Origin of the sequence: Lentzea sp. NPDC005914 (assembly GCF_040629405.1) — a bacterium.
Classification (GTDB): Bacteria; Actinomycetota; Actinomycetes; order Mycobacteriales; family Pseudonocardiaceae; genus Lentzea.
This window is the reverse complement of record NZ_JBEXVQ010000028.1, coordinates 32,920-52,734: the sequence shown is the minus strand read 5'-3', so window position 1 is coordinate 52,734 and position 19,815 is coordinate 32,920. Positions and strand designations below refer to the sequence as shown.

Below are 19,815 nucleotides of genomic sequence, written 5' to 3'. Positions count from 1 at the left end.
CGCCACGGTGGAGCGCGCCCTCCAGTGCCCGTGGCGGGAGGCGGGAGAACGACGGCTTCGGCGCCTTGTCCAGCCAAGCGCTGAAGTCTGCGGTTCGTCGCCTCGTCGCAGTGCACGACGACGAGTTTCCTGCGGCGTAGCGCGATGGTCCGTTTTCGGGACACCCTCCGAGGGCGGCCCCATCGGCATGTTTACCTGGTCATACCCCATCGAGTCTCATCAGGTCCCGACGTCAAATGTCCCCAGAATGCCCTAGGAGTTCCACAAAGGACAGGCTTGACCATCCACTTTGGACGCCCAGAGTCGGACATTGGTCCAGCGTCGCATCGACCGCCACTCACGTTTGAAACGGCTGCAACTGCATGTGAGTGCTCTGCTCGGCACTACCCCGGACACGCACGACGACAAGGTCTCCACCACCTCCGAGGCGCCGGCCTACGCGTGCGAACTCGCCGCCACACCGGTGGAGACGTCGAGTACTTGTACGACCTCCTAATGGACTCGGAGTATCCCGACGCCATCACACGACCTAGCTTTCGCGCGTCGCTCGGGAACCTCACGATGTGGCAGCACGCCGACGACATGGACCGCCTTCAGCTGCGCGTGAGCATGATCAGGCCGCACATTTCAGAACACCTGTACCAGCAGCACAGGGCGTGTGCAGCCTTTACAGCGAGGCTGCGACAACAACCCGCAGATCAACGCCAAGCAGCCCCTGGCGGACTTGCTCCGTAGCAACCCGTTGGCGCGCCTGGTGATCCTGGCGGGCGAGACCACCGAAGACCGAGCTGACATGAACGGCCCGTACGCCCACCGGGGCATTCAGGAGGTCTACTTCCCGCTGATCCGCGGCACCGACCTGGCCAGCCGCGTACTGGTGTGCAACTACACGAAGGGCGGCACACTCCGGGAGTCACACCGAAAGATGTTCGCCGACTACAGCAACCGGATGGACGACGAGCCACTGACCTCGTGCCCCGACGGCGCATGGGGCTGGCACCCGTAGTCCACACATGCCCAGGCATGGCTTGCCACCCGCTCGAGCGCCCGCAGCCATAGGTTTCGTTTCGGCTGCGGCCGCTCGTGCGGCGCCGCGAGGACACAGACAGGGACGATCGTCGGCTGGCGCGACACCTTCCCGTCGGAAAACCGCCGCCTACGGCTCCACCGCACGCAACGTGAGGGCGGCACCCAGAGGTTCTCCGCGCTCGCGTCTCGAACGGTCCATCAGATCGCCGTTGCCGCAAGCACACGGTTGGCCTTGGCCGCCGCGATCGCCTTGCACCCCGGATCAGTCGATCAAACCGTGCCGGCGGAGCGCCGCCCCGGTATCGGTGGCCGCCGCACGCAGGTCGCCGACCGTCAGGGCGGCCTCGTCCGGATCGCCGGTCCGGTCGAGGAGCTCGATGAGCCGCTGCCCACACCGGAACAGCGCAGGCAGCAGCACGGCCCGGTCGGCGTTCGCCACCGGTGTCTGCTCGCCGAACACCCGGACGGCATCGCCGAGGGGGATCATCACCACGTGCCTGGTGGCGAGTGAGGCGCGGTAGAGGAAGTGGCCGTGCGGGTCGTCCAGCAGGGCGGCCGGGCCGCGCAGGCACAGGTTGAACACCGCGGCCGTGAGGTCGTCGGCGACCTCAAGCGTGTTGTCGCCGGTGTCGATCACGATGGCGCCGACGCACTCGCGAGCGAGCTCAGCCGCGTGCTCCTCGGACAGCTCGGTCTCAGACAGTGTCACCGGCTCGCCGGACACCACCAAGTCGACCCGGAACGTCACGCTCGTCATGCCATGCCTCTCACCTGAAGATGTCGTGGAGAGCCCGCATCACCGGCTGGGTGATGTGTTCTCCCCCTGTCGGGAAGAACTGGCCGATCCGTCCGCCGCCTGCGCTCTGGGATCCCACCTGGGCGGAGCCTAGCGAGGTCGTCGCGGGCAGCGGCGTGCCAGGAGCCGGTAGCCGCGGCCCGCCACCGGGGTTGAGATTGCGCATCGCGTCACCCAAGGCGGTCATGAGCGCGCTCGGCGAGGTGCCCTGCGGCCACATCGTGGTTCCCAGCGACTTGTTGGTCCTGGAGGCGATGTCGAGGAACTCCCAGGTGTGCCCGTCGAGGAAGTGCTGGGTGTTGGCGCCGCCGGGGAAGCCCGCCGCGGCCACCTCGGGCGGTGGCGCCGGGATCGGCGCCGGGTTCACCCGGCTCGACAGCCTGGAGACCCATTCGACGAACTCGGCGAACCGGGCACCCGAACCGGCTGCCTCGTTGAGCAGGGCCTGCGCCCTGGCCGACTGGCCAGGGCCCTTGAGAAGGCCGATGCCGACCAGCAGCCTCTCCAGGTTCGCGGCCTGAGCGGCGCCGCCGGCCTTGGTCAGGAAGTCCAGCAGCTGCACACCGCTGTCGGTGATGCGCAGCAAGCTTTCCAGTCTCGCCCCGGTGTCGCAGACAGCGAGCAGTGACTGCAACTGCGCGGAATCGGTGATCTTCGCGTCGGTGATCAGCCGCTCCAGCATGGCGGCATCGGCGACCTTCGCGTCGGCCAGCAGCCGTTCCAGCACCGTGACCGAGGGGATCTTGGCTTCCGCGAGCAGCCGCTCCAGGGTGGCCACGTCGGCGAGCTTGGCGTTGCCGAGCACCTGCTCGAGCGTGGCGGCGTCGGTGACCTTCGCATTCCCCAGCATGCGTTCCAGCGTGGCCAAGTCGGTGATCTTGGTGTTGCCGAGCAGACGTTCGAGCACGGCCGCGCTGGGGATCTTGGCGTTGCCGAGCAGACGTTCCAGCGTTGCACCGTCGGTGATCTTGGGGCTACCGAGCAGGCGTCCCAGTTCCGCTCCATCCGTCACTTTCGCGTTGCCCAGCAAACGTTCCAGCATGGCGGCGTCGGTGACCTTGGCGTTGCCCAGCAGGCGCTCCAGCGTGGCGGCGTCGGTGGTTTTGGCGTTGCCCAGCAGACGTTCGAGCGTTGCCGCGTCGGTGACCTTGGGGTTGCTCAGCAGCCGCGCCAGCTCCGCGCCGTCGGTGACCTTCGTGTTGCTCAGCAGGCGTTCCAGCAGGCCCACGTCGGCCACCTTGCCCAGCAACTGCTCCAGCACGGCCGCATTGGCGATCTTCGCGTTGGTCAGCAGCCGCAGCAGCGTCACCGAGTCGCTGACCTTGGCCAGCAGGCGGATCAGCTGGTCGGCGTCCTGCACCCGGTTCAGCAGCAGGATCAGGCGTTCCGCGTCGCCCACCTTGTCCAGCAGGACGATGAGCTTGTCCGCCTCGCCGACCCTGGCCAGCAGGACGAACAGCTTGTCCAGGTCGGGCACTCGCTTGATCAGTCTCAGCGCCTTGCCCAGTCCTCCGACCGCGGCGATGAACTGCCGCAGGCGGGTGAGCTGGGTGAACACGCCGAGGCGCTTGAGCACACCGGTGCCGACGAAGGCCATGATGACCTCGAACACGGCCTTGCCGAACAGCCTGCCGCGTTCCCGCCAGGTCAGGTTCGGCTGAGTGATCATCTGGTAGAGGAACCAGCACGCCATCACGAGGCCGACCACGATGCCGATGACCAGCAACACCTTGCCGGCGAAGGCGAGCACGGTGCCGATGGCCGCGAGGACGGCGGCCCCCTCGATCACCAGGACCACCACCGCGATCACCATGATGATCACAACCACGGCCACGACGATCCAGAACAGCGGTGTCCTGATCGCCTGCCAGATGCCCTTGAGCATCTCCCACGCGCCGAGCGCCAGTCCTTCGAACGTGCCGACGACGAAGTCGAGCAGTCCTGACCAGAAACCGGTGTTCTGGACCTTGGCCGCGGCCTGGTCGATGGAGGCCGTGAAGTCGCCGACAGCGCGATCCTGGCCGCCGAGCGCGTTGTCGACGCCGCGGACGATCTCCCCGCGTTGTTGGTCCAGTTGCTGGGTCCACCTGCCGTCGATCTCGGCCACGGCGCCAGCGAGCTCGCGCTCCACCTCCGGCGTGACGGCCCGCATGCTGTCGTCGCCCTTCCCGGAGGCCTCGCCGAACGTGCCGGTGACGCTCGAGACGATCTGGTCGCTGGCGCCGCCGAAGTCGTCGCCGAGTTTGCGCACGGCACCGGCGAGCCCCGCGACCTGGTCGGCCAGCGCCGTGCCCGCGGTCGACGTGACCTCACCGAGTCCGGTCTCGACCCGTTCGGCGAACCCGGTCAGCTCACCGCGCTGCTGCGCCAGAGCCGTGGTGATCTCGGTCCTGGCCTGCGCCACGAACGGCGCATACCAGCCACCCTCGCGGGTCCGCTCGACGCTCGCGTCGAGATCGGTGGCGACGGCGTTCGTCTGGGTCCGCAGCTTGGCGTTGGCGTCCTTGGCCGCCTGGTCCAGCGTGACGTCGATCGCGCCGGCGGCCTCCCGCACCTTGTCGATGTTGCGCGCCTTCTGTGTGCGCAGGTCGCCGATGAGTTTGGTGGACTGCTCGGTGATCTTGGCGCCGGCGTCCGCGGACATCTTCCGCAACGCTTCCTTGGTCTTGTCCCGGCACTCCAAGATCTGCTTGCGCGCGTCCGTGCGGGGCTTCTCCAGCTGGCCCGACGCCTCGGTGGCCTCGGAGCGGAACTTCCCGGCCAACTCGCCTGCCTTGCGGCGCACCTCGGTGGCAACTCCCTCACCGGTGCGGGCGAGCTCCGCGATGATCTTGCCAGTCTGCGTCCGGATGTTGCTGACGATCTCGGCCCCGTTGTCGCCGCCCTGGTATCGAGCGATCTTTGCCCTGCTGATCTCATTGGCCCGCCGGGACCGCTCGGCCGTGCCCTCCTTTGCCCGCCCTGCCTCGTCCACACCGAGCTGTCCGGCCGCCCTCTCCTTCTCACCCGCCTTGTCGCGCAGGCTGGCCTTCCGCGCGTCGACGGCAGCGTCGAGCTTGACGAGCTCGGCAGTCGCGGTGGCGTCGGCCCGCAGCAGAGCCGCGTCGAGCCCCGCCTGAATCCGCCCGCTGTCACCCCCCGCCTTCGCCCTGATCGCGGCGATCACGGCGTCGTGGTCGGCGCCGACCTGCCCTGCGGAGCTGTCTACCAGCAGCCGGAACTGAGCCTTCTTGGCCTGCGCCGCGTCCGTGATGGAGGCCTGCCGCTGTCCGCCCAGCTCCATCAACTCGGCCCGCTGAGCCACCAACTCCGCCGCCAGCGCGTCGAACTCGGCCATACCTGTCGCGTCGTTCGCAGGCACAGCGGGTTCGGCGCGGGGTGCTTGCACGGCAGGCGCCGCTGGCACGCCGGTCTCAGTCGGCCGCGCGGCCTGCGGGGCAGGCACCGCGGGCGCCACCACGGCCGACCCAGCGACGTCGGCCGTCGGCGCGGTTCCGGACAGGTCGGGACCGGACGTCACCGCACCCGGCGAGGCCGGGGAATCCTGCCTGCCGGGTCCCGCCATCGCCTTGGCCGTAGCGGCATTGCCCGCCGCTCGCTGCAGCGCGACAACCCCGCGCGGTGTCATCGCCACCCGCCGGACCGGTGCGGTGGACCTCGAACCATCGCGTGCGGACCGACCGGCGACCTCGGAGTCGCCCGCAGGTGAATCGCGATGCCCACGCACTGCTGGTCAGCGCACCGGTGTCGCAGGAGCCTGGTACATGACGATCATTGTCGGGGCGAGCCGCGTCTGGGACTCATCGCTTCTGGGCGATCACAGGTGCACTGACCGCTACCCCTGTGGGCAGTGAGTGTCAGAAGGTTCCCGCACCCACCTCCGGTGCAACACAGGCTCCGTGATGTACAGACCTACGAACAGCCGCCTCCGCGTCCACGGTGGCAGGTTGTCCTCCACCTGCAGGCTGGTCATGTCGGGCTTCCAGCTCTCGACCTGGGTATCGTTACGGGCTGGCTTCACCTTGACGGACACCACGTCGTACTTCTTGAAGCGCTGTGCGGACTCCAGGTCGCGGAAGTTGATCGGGTACAGACGCACCCATCCGGCGAGCCCAGCTCCAAACTCAGTCCGGCCACACAGACGGTCTCGCCGTAGGCTGCGGACAAGTTCGGCGCGGCCTTGACGGTGATGAGCACTCTCATTCGCCGCCAGGCGTCATCAACAGCCTTGGCGTTCGGTGCTGCCTCTGGCCCGAACAGGAACCCTTGACTCATCGCTCCCCCTTCGGCGATGTCCACCTCGAGTCTGCAAAGCCACACGTGCTTGGTCATTCACCCGCTGGAGTGTTGCTTTCGGGCTTCCTTCGTTCGATCTTCGCGACCGCGACCTCGATCCCGGTGCCCTTGATCGCCTGCGCGTGCATCCGCAACGCGGCCCGGGAGAAGAACGGCAGGACATCTTTCAGCAAGCCGGCTTGCTCGTCGCGATCGCGTAGACCACCGTCCAGTCCAGCGGCGAGCCGAACTCCGCGTCGGCGTCGAGCAGCTGCAGCTTCTCCATGAGGCCCGCTTTGTACTCGTCATTCGTCATGATCAGCTGAGCCGACACGGATCCCTGTTGGAAGAGATGACTCATCTTGTCGGAGCCGTCCATGCGTTTCACGCAGATCAACTTCTTGTGCGCGCTCAGCTGATCGCAGTACTCCACGTTCTCGCCGGCACGGCCACGGTAGAGATCGCGGTCGAGCATGCCGTGCCCGAGCTCGCGACAGGCGTACCGGTTGTACCGGATCTCGCCGTACTTTCCCTCAATGTTCTCTTCGAGGAACTTGTCGTCCCACTCAGGCAACGCGAGGTCGTCGGTGACGTCAGGAACGTTGTGCTCCAGGTAGAGATCGATGCTCTCGGCGTACTCGTGAGCGACCCGGAACCACACGCCCGCGGTCATGGCGTAATCACGGCTGACGCCATCGACCTCATAGCGGACGGATCCGACCACATACCGACGCAACGGTTCCTTGCCCCGTCCCTCCCCGCTGTCGAAGTCGAACGCCTCGACCTTCACCGACTTCAACGGATCAGCCCAGCCGTTCAAGCCGTCGATCGCCGCGTACACGTCCTCGGTGCGCAGCTCGGCCAACGAGACCTTCCGCCTCCGCCGAGACAGCTGGTATCGATCGGTGATCAGGTCGAACTCGTCGGGCAGCGCGAACCCGATCTCCGGGTCACGAGCGCGCATCGCGTCGGCCGTCATGCCGTCCAAGATCTCGATGGTGTCCTTGTCGGTCTCTCGCCGGAAGTAGTCGAGAAACGGGAAGTTCTCGCGGTAGGCGTCAGACTCGTACAGATCCAGCGCCTGGCGGAGTTTCATGGACAGGTCGAACAGGCTGAAGTCGTCGATGTTGAGCTGCAACGCGTCAGCTCCCTTGGCGCTCTTGGCGAAACCGGGGATGTTGACCGCGCCACCGAACTGCCGGATCCACTCCTCGTCCGTCAGCAGCCCGAGCGCGAACATCGCGCCTGGCTGCGCGAGCCGGCTCGTCGCGTTGCGCTTCCCCTTACCCAGCCCACGAGCGTCGGCCAGTGTCAGACCGTCCTCGTCGATGCAGTTGGCCGCCACTTTGAGGCCGAAGTCCGGCTCGACGAGAGCAGCGTCCACAGCGTGGAAGCCGGTCCCGAAGGTGATTGCGAAGATCCTCTTGTGCGCCTGCACGAGAAGCACCGCGCCTGCGGATCTCGTGGTGATGCGCTGGGCGTCTTCCAACACCATGATCGGTTGCAGGTGCTCGTACCAGTTCGGCATCTGCTCGAAGCTTCGCCGGACGAACAACCGCCACCCGGTGACGCCCTCAGCGGATTTGAGGAGCCGCTGCTCCACGAACAGGCGTGGTTGCGCAGCGTCTCCTTGGCGAACTCCGCCTTCTCTCGCAACAAGTACAGGGTGATACGCATCCGGTCCCTCACGTACTCCTGGGTCCTCAGTGGACGGTACGTGTCGGACTGGCCGATTTCATCACTCGATCCGGTGACGATCTAACGGGCGTACGCCAAGTCCCACAGCGACCAGTCAGCCCGCAGGCGCGGAGATCTTCGCTCCGCCTGATCACCCACAAGCCACCCACGTCCCCCGAAACGATGTCGAGCGCGCCCCGAACTCGTCTAGTGCGGTGGCATCGGCACGGTGAGTGTCGGTGGGTCGAGTACCGGGTGGCAGAACGGTGAACATGCGGCCGGTGCGGAAAACGCTCAGCAGCCGCCCGTCTTGTACCTGTTCTCGGCGGCGAGCCCGCCGGGAAAGGTGAAGACCGGGACTGCTCTGCAGTGGGGCCAGCCTTCTGACCTGTCGTCGAACGCCAGCGTGCCGCTGGCGGCCGGAACTGGGTCGTCGCCATGCATGTTGATCATGCTCAGGGCGACTGCGCCGGGGTCTGGGGGATTTCCCGTGGCCGGCTTCTCCTCCGCGGCCAGCCGGATGGCCCAGGTCGCCGCGGCGAGAGCGTCGTGGTGCAGGATCGCGTAGCCGTCGGCGAGCTCGTCCTCCGAGATGAATGCTCGCGCATTCCTGGTGAGGTATTCGTGGAACGCGCGATAACCCTCAGGTGCTTGCCTGCCGGCCGCCCACTCCGCGGATTGGGTCAACGGGGTGTACACGACCGAAAGCTGGGCCTTCTGCATCGCGGCCGCCGTCTGGGTTGACAAGAACACGTTCGGCCCGGTCGTCGCGGCGGCGATCGTGACGGGCTTCATGAAGGCGCACTCCCGAGTGATCAGTGCGTTGAGCAATGCGGTGAGGTCTCGCTCGCGGCCCGCGTAGACGACCAGGTCGGCCCGCGTCTCGCACACCTTGTTCACGGTGCCGGAAAACGCAGCGGTCTGCGCCGACTCGTGTGGCAGCTTGGTTCCGGTGAACGCTCGTCGGTTGGTCGTGAGCGGGAACATCGAACCGAGCTGCTTGTCGAAGGCCTGCTGGAGAGTGCGGGTGTAGCTGTCGTCGTTCGTGTCGTACACCAGGAAGCTGGACTTCAGGTCCTGTCGTGTCTGGATGTACGAGGCGAGCGTTCGGGCCTGTTCCTCGTTGGACGGCGCGACCTTGAAGAAGCCACCAGCGATCATGTCCGTCGCCGTGATGACACCGCCGATGGAAACGATCCCGTCCTGACTCAGCGCCGTCGCGGTCTCCTTGGCCTCGGGGCTGCTGATCCCCATGCCCACGGCGGCGACCACGGGGTGCTCGCCGCTCGACGTCACAGTCAGCTGCTTTACCGCCTCGGACCAGTGGGTCGCCTGCCGGCCTTCGTTGACGAGCATCACCTGGATGCCCACGGAAGCCGGGTCGCGGAACTCGCGGCGTCCGAGATCGTTGGCACGCGCCTGGGCGGCGTAGACGCCTTCCAGGCTGTGCCTGATCGCGTCCGTGCTCATCATGCCCTCGGTCATCGGCATGATCGCGGCGACCTGGACGTACGGGATCTTGGCCCGGCCTGGGTCCGGCGCCGACCACCGTCTGCCCACCTCCTGGTTGAGGTCGGTGATCTTCCTGGTGATCTCCCTGAGATCCTGCGAGAACGCGAAGTCGTGTTCCGTGGTCCACCCGATGCATTCGTCCCGCACCTTGGACAGTGCGAAGCCCGGACCGGTAGTGGTGGAGAGTCCCTCGCACAACGTGGCGCTTTGATAGAGCGTGATGCCGGCACCGGAGACGGACAACACCAGCACGACCACCAGGGTGAGCTGGATTCGTCTTCGCCGGATCCAGCTCACCCACACGCGGTGGCGGCGGCGTGTGCTGTTGTCCGCTGATCCCGCGGCGTTGTCCGGGGTGCCACCGTCCGAGCCGGCGACGGCGTCCTCGGTGGCGGCGAGGACGCGTTCGGCGTGGTCGAGGCGAGGACTGGGGAGCATGGCCTGCACACGGTCGAGCGCGTCGTCGTTGTCGACGAGGATCGGATCGCGCCCGAGGGTGAAGCTGACGTCGTCGGCGCCGGACACGCGCTGTGGGTCGGCGGAGTCGCACAGCCGGGCCAAGCGGTCCTCGATCCGGCTACCCAGGGCAACGGCGCGTTCGATCTGGCGCATCGCCTGGTCGCGTTGCCTGTCGGCACGCGCCAGCTGTGCCCGCAGTTCGGCGGCGTGCGGAGCGTTCTGCTGCCCGTCAACGCCGGAGGACGAGGTCGCGGCGGGAAGGAGCCGCAGCTGTTCGTCCAGCTGTTCGTCCAGCCGCACGACGATCACCGCCAGCGCCACGGCCAGCTTGCGGTACCTGTCGCGCTCGAGCTGGACCTCGTCGAGTTCGGCCCTCAGTGTCCGTGCGTCGGCCTGGTCGTGGTCCGCCGGTGAGGCCCTGCCACGGACGGCGAACGTGGCGGCCGCCGGCGGGGCCGTGGCTCTCATGCGAACGGCCGCGTCCAGGCGGTTGAGCTCGTCGAGTGTCGGCGCCGCCGCCCGCCTCTCCGCCTCCCCGTCTTCGCGGCTCTTCATCCACAGGTCAACGAACGCCTGGACCAGACCGCGGGGCAAGGGCTGCGGCATCTTCATCAACTCTGAGAGCCGCCGCTGGTCAACCTTCCCCGCAGGGCCGAGAAGCTTGCCGACCGCCGGGTCGTCGGGATGACGCCGCGCCCAGGCCGACGCGGCCTCCTTGATGGTGAACCCGCCCTCGGTCCGGAGCCGGTAGAGCAAGGTGATCAGCGCTACGCCGGCCTCGCCGTACCGCTCACGCAGAGCCGGCTCATCGATCTTGGGAGGCCTGCCCGCGGACTTCCCGCCTGGCTCGGACAACAGCTGACCTGCCTTTCCCGCTCGCGACGCGGCGGTTGTCCTGCGCGGGCTGGCCGGAGTACGGCACGGACGCCTTCACTGGGGACAACGCGGCCACCACGGCCCACCCGGCTCGTCCGGGCAGCACCCAGCGAAGGGACGGGATCGGCATGAACCACAGCCGGCACGGCACGACGAGGGTTCAACCCGGCTCACCGACACCGCTGTCCAGCCCCGCACCTCCCCTGGGCACCAGGGTGATCGGTTGCCGGTGCCCGTTCGTTGCAGACCCGGCCGGGGAGGTGCACTGATGGAGCAGCCGCGCGACGGGTCGTGCCCGTCCCCGACGTGCCGGTGCCGAACGGCGCCCCCGGAGAGCGTCCTCTCCGTGCGCTCGGCGGTGCTCCTGGTCCTGTCGATCGTCATCGGATTCGTGATCGGCTGGCTCGCCTTCGTCGCCTACGGCAACGTCGCCGGCGCCGCGATCGCCGGAATGGGCGCCTTCGGGTGCGTCCTGGTGGCGGCGAACGCCCTGGTCCGCTAGCGCGTTGCCGGCCTCCGCTGAGCGAGTGGGGCAGACACCGTGTCGTGCCTGCTCCAGGCGCAGTAGACGACGTAGGGGCGCCACAGGTAGGCCAGCTGATGATGATGGCGACCGGCGGTGGGGTACCAAACCGCGTACCCCACCGCCGGTCGATCAGAACCCGTCAACTGCCCGTCGAATAACACTCTCAGCAGACGATTCTGGCCCCGTCCCAGGCATCCGCTGTGTAGAGCCGACCATTGAGAACCAGGTCGCCGCCCGTTGCGCCCTGGTATGTGTAGGTAGTGCCGATGCAGCGGTGCTTGGCCTCGACTACCAGGGTCTGCGACGTCGACGTCTCGTCGTACTTGCTGGCCACGGTTTGCCACCACGTGCCCCGCCACCGGGCGAGTTGGGCTTTCATCGCGATTTCGGAGGGTCTGGAGTTGCACGAGGTCAGAGAAGAGTTGACGGCGTAGTTACCCACCTTGGTGACCAGCACCCAGAGCCCGCATCCGCTGGGATAGGCGAAGGCACTGGGCTCTGACCCGGACGGGGTGTAGTCCGCGCTGGCGATCGACACGATCTTCGCGCCGTTTCTCGTCGCCTCTGCCGCCTTGTCCTTGACCACCTGTGGAGCGTTCGCCAGCTCGACGGAGAAGCGGGAAGCCGCCGCCTGGGATGGGGCGACGATATTCGCCGCACCCTCGTCCGCCTGTGCTGCGCCGCCGGGAAGCAGAGCGGCGAACAGCGCGAGAACGGCCGGCAGGCCGAACGATCCCGCGACCCGGCGTTTGTTCTTCAACATATGAATCCTCCGTACTTTCAACGATCGAGCTGACTTGTGGAGTCGTCATCGAGTGGTCGATCCCTGGTCCTGGCGGGGTTCGGACGAATTGGGAAGCCGGGTACAGGAACGGCGCCGGCGGTCCGTTTGGAACAGGTGGGCGCGGACTGTCTGGTGGGCGACCACCGTTGGGTGGCAAAGCCGTGCTTAGGGGGCCGTGGCCAAGATGCAGGAGATGGGTGCGACCACCCCGCCCACCCCTGTGGCCAGGAGGGCGGCGGTGCAGGTGGCGATCCGGACTTGCTGGCTCGGGAATGGGAACGAAGCCAGACCACAGATCAAGTACCGCTTCTTGGTGACTTCGTAGCCCCAGGTCTCGAGGTAGTCGGTGCAGTCAGAACGGCTCTTGGACGTGATGGGATCTTCGGTCTGGGCTGACGCCGCCAGCGTCGTCGGAGCGGCAATCGTGGCCGCTCCGGCGGTCTGTGCCAGGCCCAAAGCGGCCAAGCCGGCGATCGTCACGATCACGGCGCCGCGGTGAATCGTATTGATCATTCGATGCATTCTCGTCTCCTTGGAATTGCGGCGTTCGGAACCGGATTTCAACTCCGGCCTGCTGCGAGAATGGGTGCACCGCCTCCCGGGAACGCACCAGGATCGTGTAACAAGCCGGTAGGAGCGCTTGTGGAGAGTTGCCTCCGATCTTGAGGGAATTCGGGCAAGGTGTTTCGGGCGGGACAACGACGGGGGTTGTTGTGGTGGTGGAACTGAGGGTGTTGGGGGATGTCGGGGCCTGGATCGAGGACCGACGGTTCGAGGTAGGGCACCCGCGGCAGCGGTGTGTGTTCGCGGTGCTGGCGGTGGAGGCCAACCGGGTCGTCACGGTGGACCAATTGCTGGAGCGGGTGTGGTCACAGGATCTGCCGCTGCGGGGCCGGCAGGTCCTGAGGAACTATCTGTCGCGGCTGCGGCTGCTGCTGGCGCCAGCAGGCATCGGCATCGAACGCCGCTCCAGCGGTTACGTGCTGCTCGCCGACCCGGGCGTCGTGGACGTGCTCCGATTCCGCCACCTGATCACCTGCAGTCGTGATGCAGACGATGAACAGGCTCTCGGCTTGTACGACCAGGCATTGGCACTATGGCGGGGTGAACCGTTCGCCGGCCTGGAAACCCCCTGGCTGGCTGCGGTGCGCACCGGCCTCGAGCGGGAACACATCGCCGCCCGGCTCGACCGTGTCGAGGTGGCGTTGCGCTGCGGTCGGCACACCGAGGTGCTGCCTGAACTGTTCACGCTGGTGGAACAGCAAGACGTGGACGAACGCGTCGCCGCCCAGTTCATGCTGGCCCTGCACCGCGCCGGACGCACCACCGAAGCGCTGGCCCACTACCGGCATCTGCGCGACCGGCTGATCGAGCAACTGGGCACCGAGCCCGGCACCGCACTACAGGTGTTGCATCAGCGCATCCTCGACACCGATCCCGCCCTCACCCCACCCTCGACAGCGATCACGCGCGGAACAGCCCCGAAGGCGGAGCAGCCGATGCCCCGGCAGTTGCCCGCGCCACCACGATGGTTCACCGGCCGCGGCACCGAATTGGCCCGCCTGGACCACGCGCTGACCGCCGAACCGGAGGAGGACCCGATACCGTCCGGGACCAGTTCGGGGACACCAGCCGCCGCCACGGTGATGATCTCGGCGATCGGCGGGGCGGGTGGAATCGGCAAGACCTGGCTGGCCCTGGCGTGGGCGCACCGGCACGCCGAGCGGTTCCCCGACGGGCAGCTGTTCGTGGATCTGCACGGGTTCAGCCCCGCACAAGAGCCGATGAAGTCGGGGGCAGCGGTGCGCGGATTCCTCGACGCCCTCGGAGTCGACCCCGACCGGATCCCGACCGACCTCGACGCACAAGCCGCGCTGTACCGCAGCCTGGTCGCCGAACGGCGGATGCTGATCGTGCTGGACAACGCCGCCAGCGCAGAGCAGGTCGTCCCGCTGCTGCCCGGCAGCCCGTCCTGCACCGTGCTGATCACCAGCCGCACCAGGCTCGCCTCCCTGATCGACAGGCACAGCACCCGCCAGCTACAACTGGACGTCCTGGACCGCGCCGACGCACGGGCGCTGCTGACCGGACGCCTCGGCGCCGGCCGCGTCACCGCCGAACCCGACGCCGTAGACGAACTGGTCGAGCTGTGCAGGGGCTACCCGCTGGCCCTGTCGATCACCGCCCGCCACGCCGCCACCCGCCCCGCCATCGCGCTGGCCGAGATCGCCGCCGAACTGCGCGCCCTGGGTCTCGAGATGCTGGACCACGACACCGACCCCGCCGCCAGCCTGCCCGCAGTCCTGTCCTGGTCCCTGCGCCGGCTCACCGACGAACACCGCACCGTGTTCACATTGCTGGGCGTCACGCCCGGCCCTGACACCACCCTGCCCGCGGTCGCCGCCCTCACCGGCCTGCCGTCCGTCTGTGCACGCAAAGCGTTATCGGCGTTGGAAGAGGCATCCCTGCTCGAACGACGCCCGCACGGCCGGTACGCGATGCACGACCTAGTCCGCGCCTACGCCGCCACCACCGCCCATGACCTGCCCGATCACATGCGTGAGACAGCCCTGATCAGGGTGATGGACTTCCACCTGCACACCGCTTCCGCCGCCGAGCGCCTCCTGAATCCCCACGGCCCGCTCCTGCGGCCAGACCCGCCCGCATCGGGCGTCCGCCCACACCCACTGCCCGACGCCGCAGCCGCGCTCGCCTGGCTGGAGGCTGAGCACACCGTCCTTCTGGCCACCCAACGCGCCGCCGTCTCCCTGGGCCGCCACCACGTCGTCTGGCATCTCACCTGGGCAATGGACACTTTCCATCTCCGGCGGGGACACCTGCGCGACTCGCTCGCCATGTGGCGGGCCGCGCTGAACGCCGCCGTTCACCTACCCGATCCAACAATCCGCAGCCGCACCCACCGAAGCCTCGGCAACGTCTGCTCTACGTTGAGCCTGCACGAGGAGGCGACCACGCACCTGGCCAAGGCCCTCGACTTGGCCGTGCGCCACAACAACCCCACCGAACAAGCGCACACCCACGAGGGGCTCGCGGCCGCCTGGACACGACGGGGGGACGACCAGCGGGCCCTGGACCACGCCCGACACGCCCTCGACCTCTACCACGCCCTCGAGCAGCCAACGTGGGAAGCCGACACGCTCAACCTGGTGGGCTGGTTCGCCGCGCGGCTCGGCGACCTCGACACCGCCCGCCATCATTGCCTCGCCGCCCTCACACTGCACCGGAAGCATTACAACCCGGACGGTGAGGCGGCCACCCTGGACAGCCTGGGGTTCATCGCCGACCGCGCCGGCGACCACCGGCTGGCACTCGAGCACTACCAGCAGGCCCTGAGCATGTACCGCACCCTCGGCAACACCTACGAGATCGCGAACACCCTCGACAACACGGGCCACCCCCACACCGCTTTAGGACAACACGACCAAGCGCGCGATGTGTGGCAGGAGGCACTGGAGCTGTACCACGAACAAGGCCGCGACGACGACGCCTCGCGTGTACAACGGCAACTCGACGACCTTGGTTCGGCACTGGAGTCGTTCAGGCCGTCGGGCCTGGGCGAGACAACGTAGCGGGCGTGAAGCTCGGCATGCCGCGCCTCAGGCTCCAGCTTGAGCGTGCGCTCCCCAGCGGGCCGCCAGTACAAGACGAACAACCTGCTCCACCGGCCGCGATGGAGGCGGCAGGGCTGACCGCGCAGCTACACCGCGGCTTCTCTCGGAAGCCTGGGCCATTGAGGAAATCACGCGGTCTATGAGACTGATCATGGTGACATCACCGTGAGACACCCAGCTACCTGCAGGTCGGCCAACATCAACATGTCACAGGCGATGAGACCCTACACCTTTTGCAGGGCCCCAATTTTGCAGGGTCTCAATTCCCGTGTCAAAATCTCAATGATATTGGCAACCGCTTGGCAAATGTGCCATCAGTTTGAGATTGATCATCACTGGAGCTATTCGGGTGGGACTTGGCTACTTGCCCGCGGTCCGCGCCGTCCCACTCAGCTGAGGGTGCTCTTGCACGATCTCTCGCTGCCGCCCAGCCGGCAGGCCTAGCTCGTGCAGAACGTTGAGGATCACGACCGCCGTGATTGCCTCAACGATGGCGATCAGCTTCTCGAACGGGTGTTTCGGCGTCCTGCCCTCGGGCGCGAGGTCGTTGCGTGCTTGCGTCGGTCTCTTCGCCCAGTGGCTCACCCGAGGCCAGCCTGGAATTCACCGATCCCGCGGCTCAACTTCTCCATCTTGGACAGCAGCACGCTCCTCAGTTTCAGCGCGCTGACCTACGGCACGGTGCTTCAACAGCAGTTCACCCTCACCCAGGCTGAGCCCAGCTCGGTCACCAAAAGTGGCCAGATCCCATTGACACCGTCACGGCCAGCCGACGTCCGCTATTGCCGATAGGCGGGTGTCCGCACTCGTGTGCCGCGTGGCGCGCGTCGATGGGCGTGCGCCTGGGGTGTCGACTGTGCGCAACCTGTCCAGGTGAGTACATCCGCCGCTGGACGACCTCTGAAGGCGATGGACACGCCCGTCGCCAAGCCCGCAAGTCGGCGGAGTTGGTGGCGCTAGCTCCTGAACATCGCGCCGAGGTCCCAGTTGATGGCGGCGAGGGCGCGTTCGGCGGTGCGGGTACTGGGATGGTCGTCACCGAGCACCCGGCGGAACCGGGCAACGGTGTCCTCGGCGAGTTTGCGAGCATCCGAGAGTCTGCCTAATGCGTGGAGGTCGACGGCGAGGTTGTTGGCGGCGCTGAGCGTCTTGGGGTGGTCGTCACCCAGGACACGGCGGAACCTGGCCAGGGTGTCCGCGCCCAATTCGCTCGCCGTCTGGCCCTCGCCCAACGCTTTGAGGTCCATCGCGAGGTTGGCGGCGGTGGTGAGTGTGCTGGGGTGGTCGTCGCCGAGGACACGGCGGCGTCGGGCAAGGGTGTGCTCACCTAGTTCCCGTGCCGCCCGGTGATCGCCGGACAGTGAGAAGTCGAGAGCGAGGCTGCCAGCGGACATGAGCGTGTCGGGGTGGTCCTCGCCCAGGACACGACGGCGTCGGGCCAGAGTGTCCTCGTCCAGTTCCCGCGCTGCCCGGAGATCGCCCAACTCCTTGAGCGCGACGGCCAGGTTGGCGGCAGTGCCGAGGGTGTCGGGGTGGTCCTCGCCCAGGACACGGCGGCGTCGAGCCAGAGTGTCCTCGGCAACTTCCCGCGCCACCTGGTACTGACCGGATGCCTGCTGCCGGAGCACGAGGTTGTTGGCGATGTCAAGCGTGTTTGGGTGATCCGGGCCGTAGTGGTCGAGCGCGAGCTGGTGTGCTCGTCGGGCGAGCGGCAGGGCCGGCCGAGGTTGTCCACTCGCCTCCAGGTAAGTAGAGGTGCCGTCGAGCAGTGCGACGAGGGCGTCGCGATCGGCGGTGAGGATAGGTTCGCGGTCGGGTGCCGTAGCAACAAGCAGGTGAGGCAGCAGCCGCTGCCACGACGGCCAGACTGCGGGGTTGTGCTGTGGGTCCGCAGGCCAGATGCTGCGGAGCAGGTGGAGGGCGGTGCTCGCCCAACCGCACTCGGGGACCGCGCGGAGCAGGGCGGCGGGGATGCGGTGGAGCAGCAGGCTGTCGGCCTCCACTTGGACCAGGGCCCGGTGTCGCAGCACCTGGATTGTGTCAGCCAACGCCAACGGGTCCACGGCGGCCGACGCCAGCGGCTGCGGGAGGATGTCGGGGTGGTCGGTGACCAGGGTCAGGGGGACGGGTTCAGGCGCGAGCCAGGCGAGCAGTGTGAGCAGGTGCAGCGCGGCCGGGTCCTGGTCGGCGAGGGCGTCGAAGGCCAACGACCACGACGCCGTCACGGATGCCAGGGTCCCGTCTTGGACCGGGTCGCCGCGGCGCAGCAGGTCACGGGCGCGGGACGCCAGCAGGTCCAAGTACCGCTGCGTGGTAACGGCACCGTCGGCAAGCAGCGCAGCGGCGTGGTCCAACGCCGAGGGCAGGTGTCCTAGGGCTTCGGCGACGGCGGTGATCTCCCTCTCGGTCAACCTCGGGGCCCGATCGGCGAGGAAGCGGGCGGACTCCGCCGGTGTGAACACGTCGACGGTGACCGCGTCGGCCACGCCGGCCCAGGAGGGGTGCCGGGAGGTGATCAACACGCGGGTCGTCCCGCCGGGCAGGAACGGAGTGATCGCCGAGGGGTGCTCGGCGTTGTCGAACACGAGCAGCACCCTCTCCCGCCGGCGCAACTCCCCCAGTACGCGGGGCATCGCCACACTGACCGGATCGCGCTGATCGACCAGCCCCAATGCCCGACCCAGCTCGGCCAATTGCTGGGGGATCAACTCCGGTTCCTCTGCGGCGATCCACCACACCACGTCGTAGTCATCGGACCGACGATGCGCATGCTCGATCGCGACGGACGTCTTGCCCACCCCGCCCATGCCCGCGATCGCCTGCACCGCCACCGCCCCTGGCGTGGACAGGGCGGAGGCCACCCCGTCGAGCACGTCCTGCCTACCGGTGAACTCGTGCAAGCGGGCGCGCACGTTCCACACCCGCACACCGTTGTCAGGACGCGTCGGCGCGTGCACATGGATGTCACCGCGCACGACACCGACCTGCATCACCCCACCCACGACGTCTGAGACCGTGTTGCGCACACCGGGCACGCCTTCGGCCCCCTCGGGCAAGTCCGGCGCAGACGTCACCACCGGAGGACACCCCCTCCCCGATCAGGTCGAGCCACAGCGTCCCACCGCACGACCCCGACACCGGCCGGTGTCGCCACGATTCACCCGACCGCACCGCATCACGGACTCGTCCACGGGCAATTCCTTGTGATGAGGCCTGATTCGACGTGCACGCTCATGCCGCTGATCGGGTACGACGCCGAACATCCGCTCATGCCGATGACCGGGTGCTCCACATGGCCAGGTGCGCCTGGGACGGCATCGCGGAGTGGCTCCGTCTCTGTCGTCAGCAAGCGGTGGTCACGGCTGTTCCCCGTCTCGGTGGACTACGCGGTAACGCAGATGTGTGGCGTCGCGGCCTTCGAGCCGGCGCACGAGCTCCAGTTCGACGTGGTCGTGTCCGGTCGGCGCGAACAGCCGCCGTCCGCCGCCCATCACTACGGGAACAACGTGCAGTTCGAGTTCGTCGAGCTGGCCGGCTACCAGCAACGCCTGCGCCGCACTCGCGCCGTGGACCATCACGGCTCGATCTCCCGCTGCTTCTCGGGCCTCGGTGGCACACGCGTTGACGTCGGTGTAGTACTTCGCGCTCCCTGGGGGCTTGTCGGCCGGGTCGATGTGGCGTGTGAGCACGTGGATCGGCACTCCGTCGTGGTGGTCACCTTGCCATCGACCAGCTAGTGGCGCTGCTCGCAACGTTGACCAGACAACGCGATCGTCCGCACCTGTAGTGCACGGATCGAAGGACGCTTGTGGTGGTCACGCTGTGGCTAGTCTCTGCTGGTGGACGCAAAGCGAGCTGATCACTTGTCCGGGCAGCGTGCGCTGGCCGAACGAGCTGGCCGGAGCCTGTTGACGCCGGTTGCAGTGACTCATTTTTCTCATCGCCGGGGCGCCACCCGGCGGCCATCGTGAGTACCTTGCGCGAGTTGGCGATCATCGATGTCGTCGTGGATGAAGAGGTGTCCGGTGACGGCTACTGGCACGTCGCTGCGTTCGGCACACTGCCGCTTGTGGAAGCCGAAGTGAGTCAGGCTGAGCGTCAGATGGAACGAATCGCCCAGGACTCGGACGCGAAGTACGACGGCTGGAAGGTCACGCTGACCGCCGGCGAGGAGCAGCAACTTCGCTGTTGATGGACTCAACAGGGACGGTCCGCCGTGACTGGTGGTGTGTCACGCAGCCTTGGCCGG

At 67.4% G+C, this 19,815-nt stretch carries 14 protein-coding genes; 4 read left to right on the top strand and 10 right to left on the bottom strand.

Annotation, left to right across the window (positions count from 1 at the left end; translation table 11 throughout):
- The first annotated feature begins 658 nt into the window (after window positions 1-658).
- Complete coding sequence (locus ABZ345_RS32590; RefSeq protein WP_359857217.1) at window positions 659-1,006, top strand: hypothetical protein; 348 nt, start codon at window positions 659-661, stop codon at window positions 1,004-1,006.
- A 285-nt stretch (window positions 1,007-1,291) separates the two neighbouring features.
- Here the strand turns inward: ABZ345_RS32590 and ABZ345_RS32585 are convergent, their stop codons facing one another.
- The 5 genes from ABZ345_RS32585 to ABZ345_RS32565 form a co-directional block, all read right to left on the bottom strand.
- The gene (locus ABZ345_RS32585; protein WP_359857214.1) at window positions 1,292-1,786 is read right to left on the bottom strand and encodes a hypothetical protein; all 495 of its coding nucleotides are present in this window, start codon (window positions 1,784-1,786) and stop codon (window positions 1,292-1,294) included.
- A 10-nt stretch (window positions 1,787-1,796) separates the two neighbouring features.
- Window positions 1,797-5,453, bottom strand: a complete 3,657-nt coding sequence (locus tag ABZ345_RS32580; RefSeq protein WP_359857212.1) for a hypothetical protein — start codon at window positions 5,451-5,453, stop codon at window positions 1,797-1,799.
- Window positions 5,454-6,153: 700 nt separating this feature from the next.
- Window positions 6,154-6,294, bottom strand: coding sequence for a hypothetical protein (locus tag ABZ345_RS32575; protein WP_359857209.1), 141 nt, complete (start codon window positions 6,292-6,294; stop codon window positions 6,154-6,156).
- Window positions 6,288-7,703 (bottom strand): DUF6119 family protein, encoded by a 1,416-nt coding sequence (locus ABZ345_RS32570; protein ID WP_359857207.1) that lies wholly within the window; start codon window positions 7,701-7,703, stop codon window positions 6,288-6,290. The genes ABZ345_RS32575 and ABZ345_RS32570 overlap by 7 nt, the downstream gene beginning before the upstream one ends.
- A gap of 368 nt (window positions 7,704-8,071) precedes the next feature.
- The gene (locus ABZ345_RS32565) at window positions 8,072-10,603 is read right to left on the bottom strand and encodes a hypothetical protein (protein WP_359857204.1); all 2,532 of its coding nucleotides are present in this window, start codon (window positions 10,601-10,603) and stop codon (window positions 8,072-8,074) included.
- 289 nt (window positions 10,604-10,892) lie between these two features.
- On the opposite strand from ABZ345_RS32565, the gene ABZ345_RS32560 reads away from it, so the two are divergent.
- Window positions 10,893-11,126 carry a hypothetical protein gene (locus ABZ345_RS32560; RefSeq protein ID WP_359857201.1) on the top strand — a complete coding sequence of 78 codons (234 nt, stop codon included), beginning with the start codon at window positions 10,893-10,895 and terminating at the stop codon, window positions 11,124-11,126.
- A gap of 187 nt (window positions 11,127-11,313) precedes the next feature.
- On the opposite strand, the gene ABZ345_RS32555 is transcribed toward ABZ345_RS32560, so the two are convergent.
- Both ABZ345_RS32555 and ABZ345_RS32550 read right to left on the bottom strand, forming a co-directional pair.
- Window positions 11,314-11,913 carry a hypothetical protein gene (locus ABZ345_RS32555; RefSeq protein ID WP_359857199.1) on the bottom strand — a complete coding sequence of 200 codons (600 nt, stop codon included), beginning with the start codon at window positions 11,911-11,913 and terminating at the stop codon, window positions 11,314-11,316.
- Between the two features lie 186 nt (window positions 11,914-12,099).
- Window positions 12,100-12,456: a hypothetical protein gene (locus ABZ345_RS32550; protein ID WP_359857196.1), complete on the bottom strand. Its 357-nt coding sequence runs from the start codon at window positions 12,454-12,456 to the stop codon at window positions 12,100-12,102.
- Between the two features lie 191 nt (window positions 12,457-12,647).
- Between ABZ345_RS32550 and ABZ345_RS32545 the strand changes: the two genes are divergently transcribed.
- Window positions 12,648-15,524 (top strand): BTAD domain-containing putative transcriptional regulator, encoded by a 2,877-nt coding sequence (locus ABZ345_RS32545; protein ID WP_359857193.1) that lies wholly within the window; start codon window positions 12,648-12,650, stop codon window positions 15,522-15,524.
- 402 nt (window positions 15,525-15,926) lie between these two features.
- Here the strand turns inward: ABZ345_RS32545 and ABZ345_RS32540 are convergent, their stop codons facing one another.
- From ABZ345_RS32540 to ABZ345_RS32530, 3 genes are all read right to left on the bottom strand, one after another.
- Complete coding sequence (locus tag ABZ345_RS32540; protein WP_359857190.1) at window positions 15,927-16,151, bottom strand: hypothetical protein; 225 nt, start codon at window positions 16,149-16,151, stop codon at window positions 15,927-15,929.
- 371 nt (window positions 16,152-16,522) lie between these two features.
- Complete coding sequence (gene fxsT / locus ABZ345_RS32535; RefSeq protein ID WP_359857187.1) at window positions 16,523-18,643, bottom strand: FxSxx-COOH system tetratricopeptide repeat protein; 2,121 nt, start codon at window positions 18,641-18,643, stop codon at window positions 16,523-16,525.
- A gap of 279 nt (window positions 18,644-18,922) precedes the next feature.
- Window positions 18,923-19,255 (bottom strand): dihydrofolate reductase family protein, encoded by a 333-nt coding sequence (locus ABZ345_RS32530; RefSeq protein WP_359857184.1) that lies wholly within the window; start codon window positions 19,253-19,255, stop codon window positions 18,923-18,925.
- Window positions 19,256-19,542: 287 nt separating this feature from the next.
- On the opposite strand from ABZ345_RS32530, the gene ABZ345_RS32525 reads away from it, so the two are divergent.
- Window positions 19,543-19,758, top strand: a complete 216-nt coding sequence (locus ABZ345_RS32525) for a ribonuclease E inhibitor RraB (RefSeq protein WP_359857181.1) — start codon at window positions 19,543-19,545, stop codon at window positions 19,756-19,758.
- Window positions 19,759-19,815: the final 57 nt, after the last annotated feature.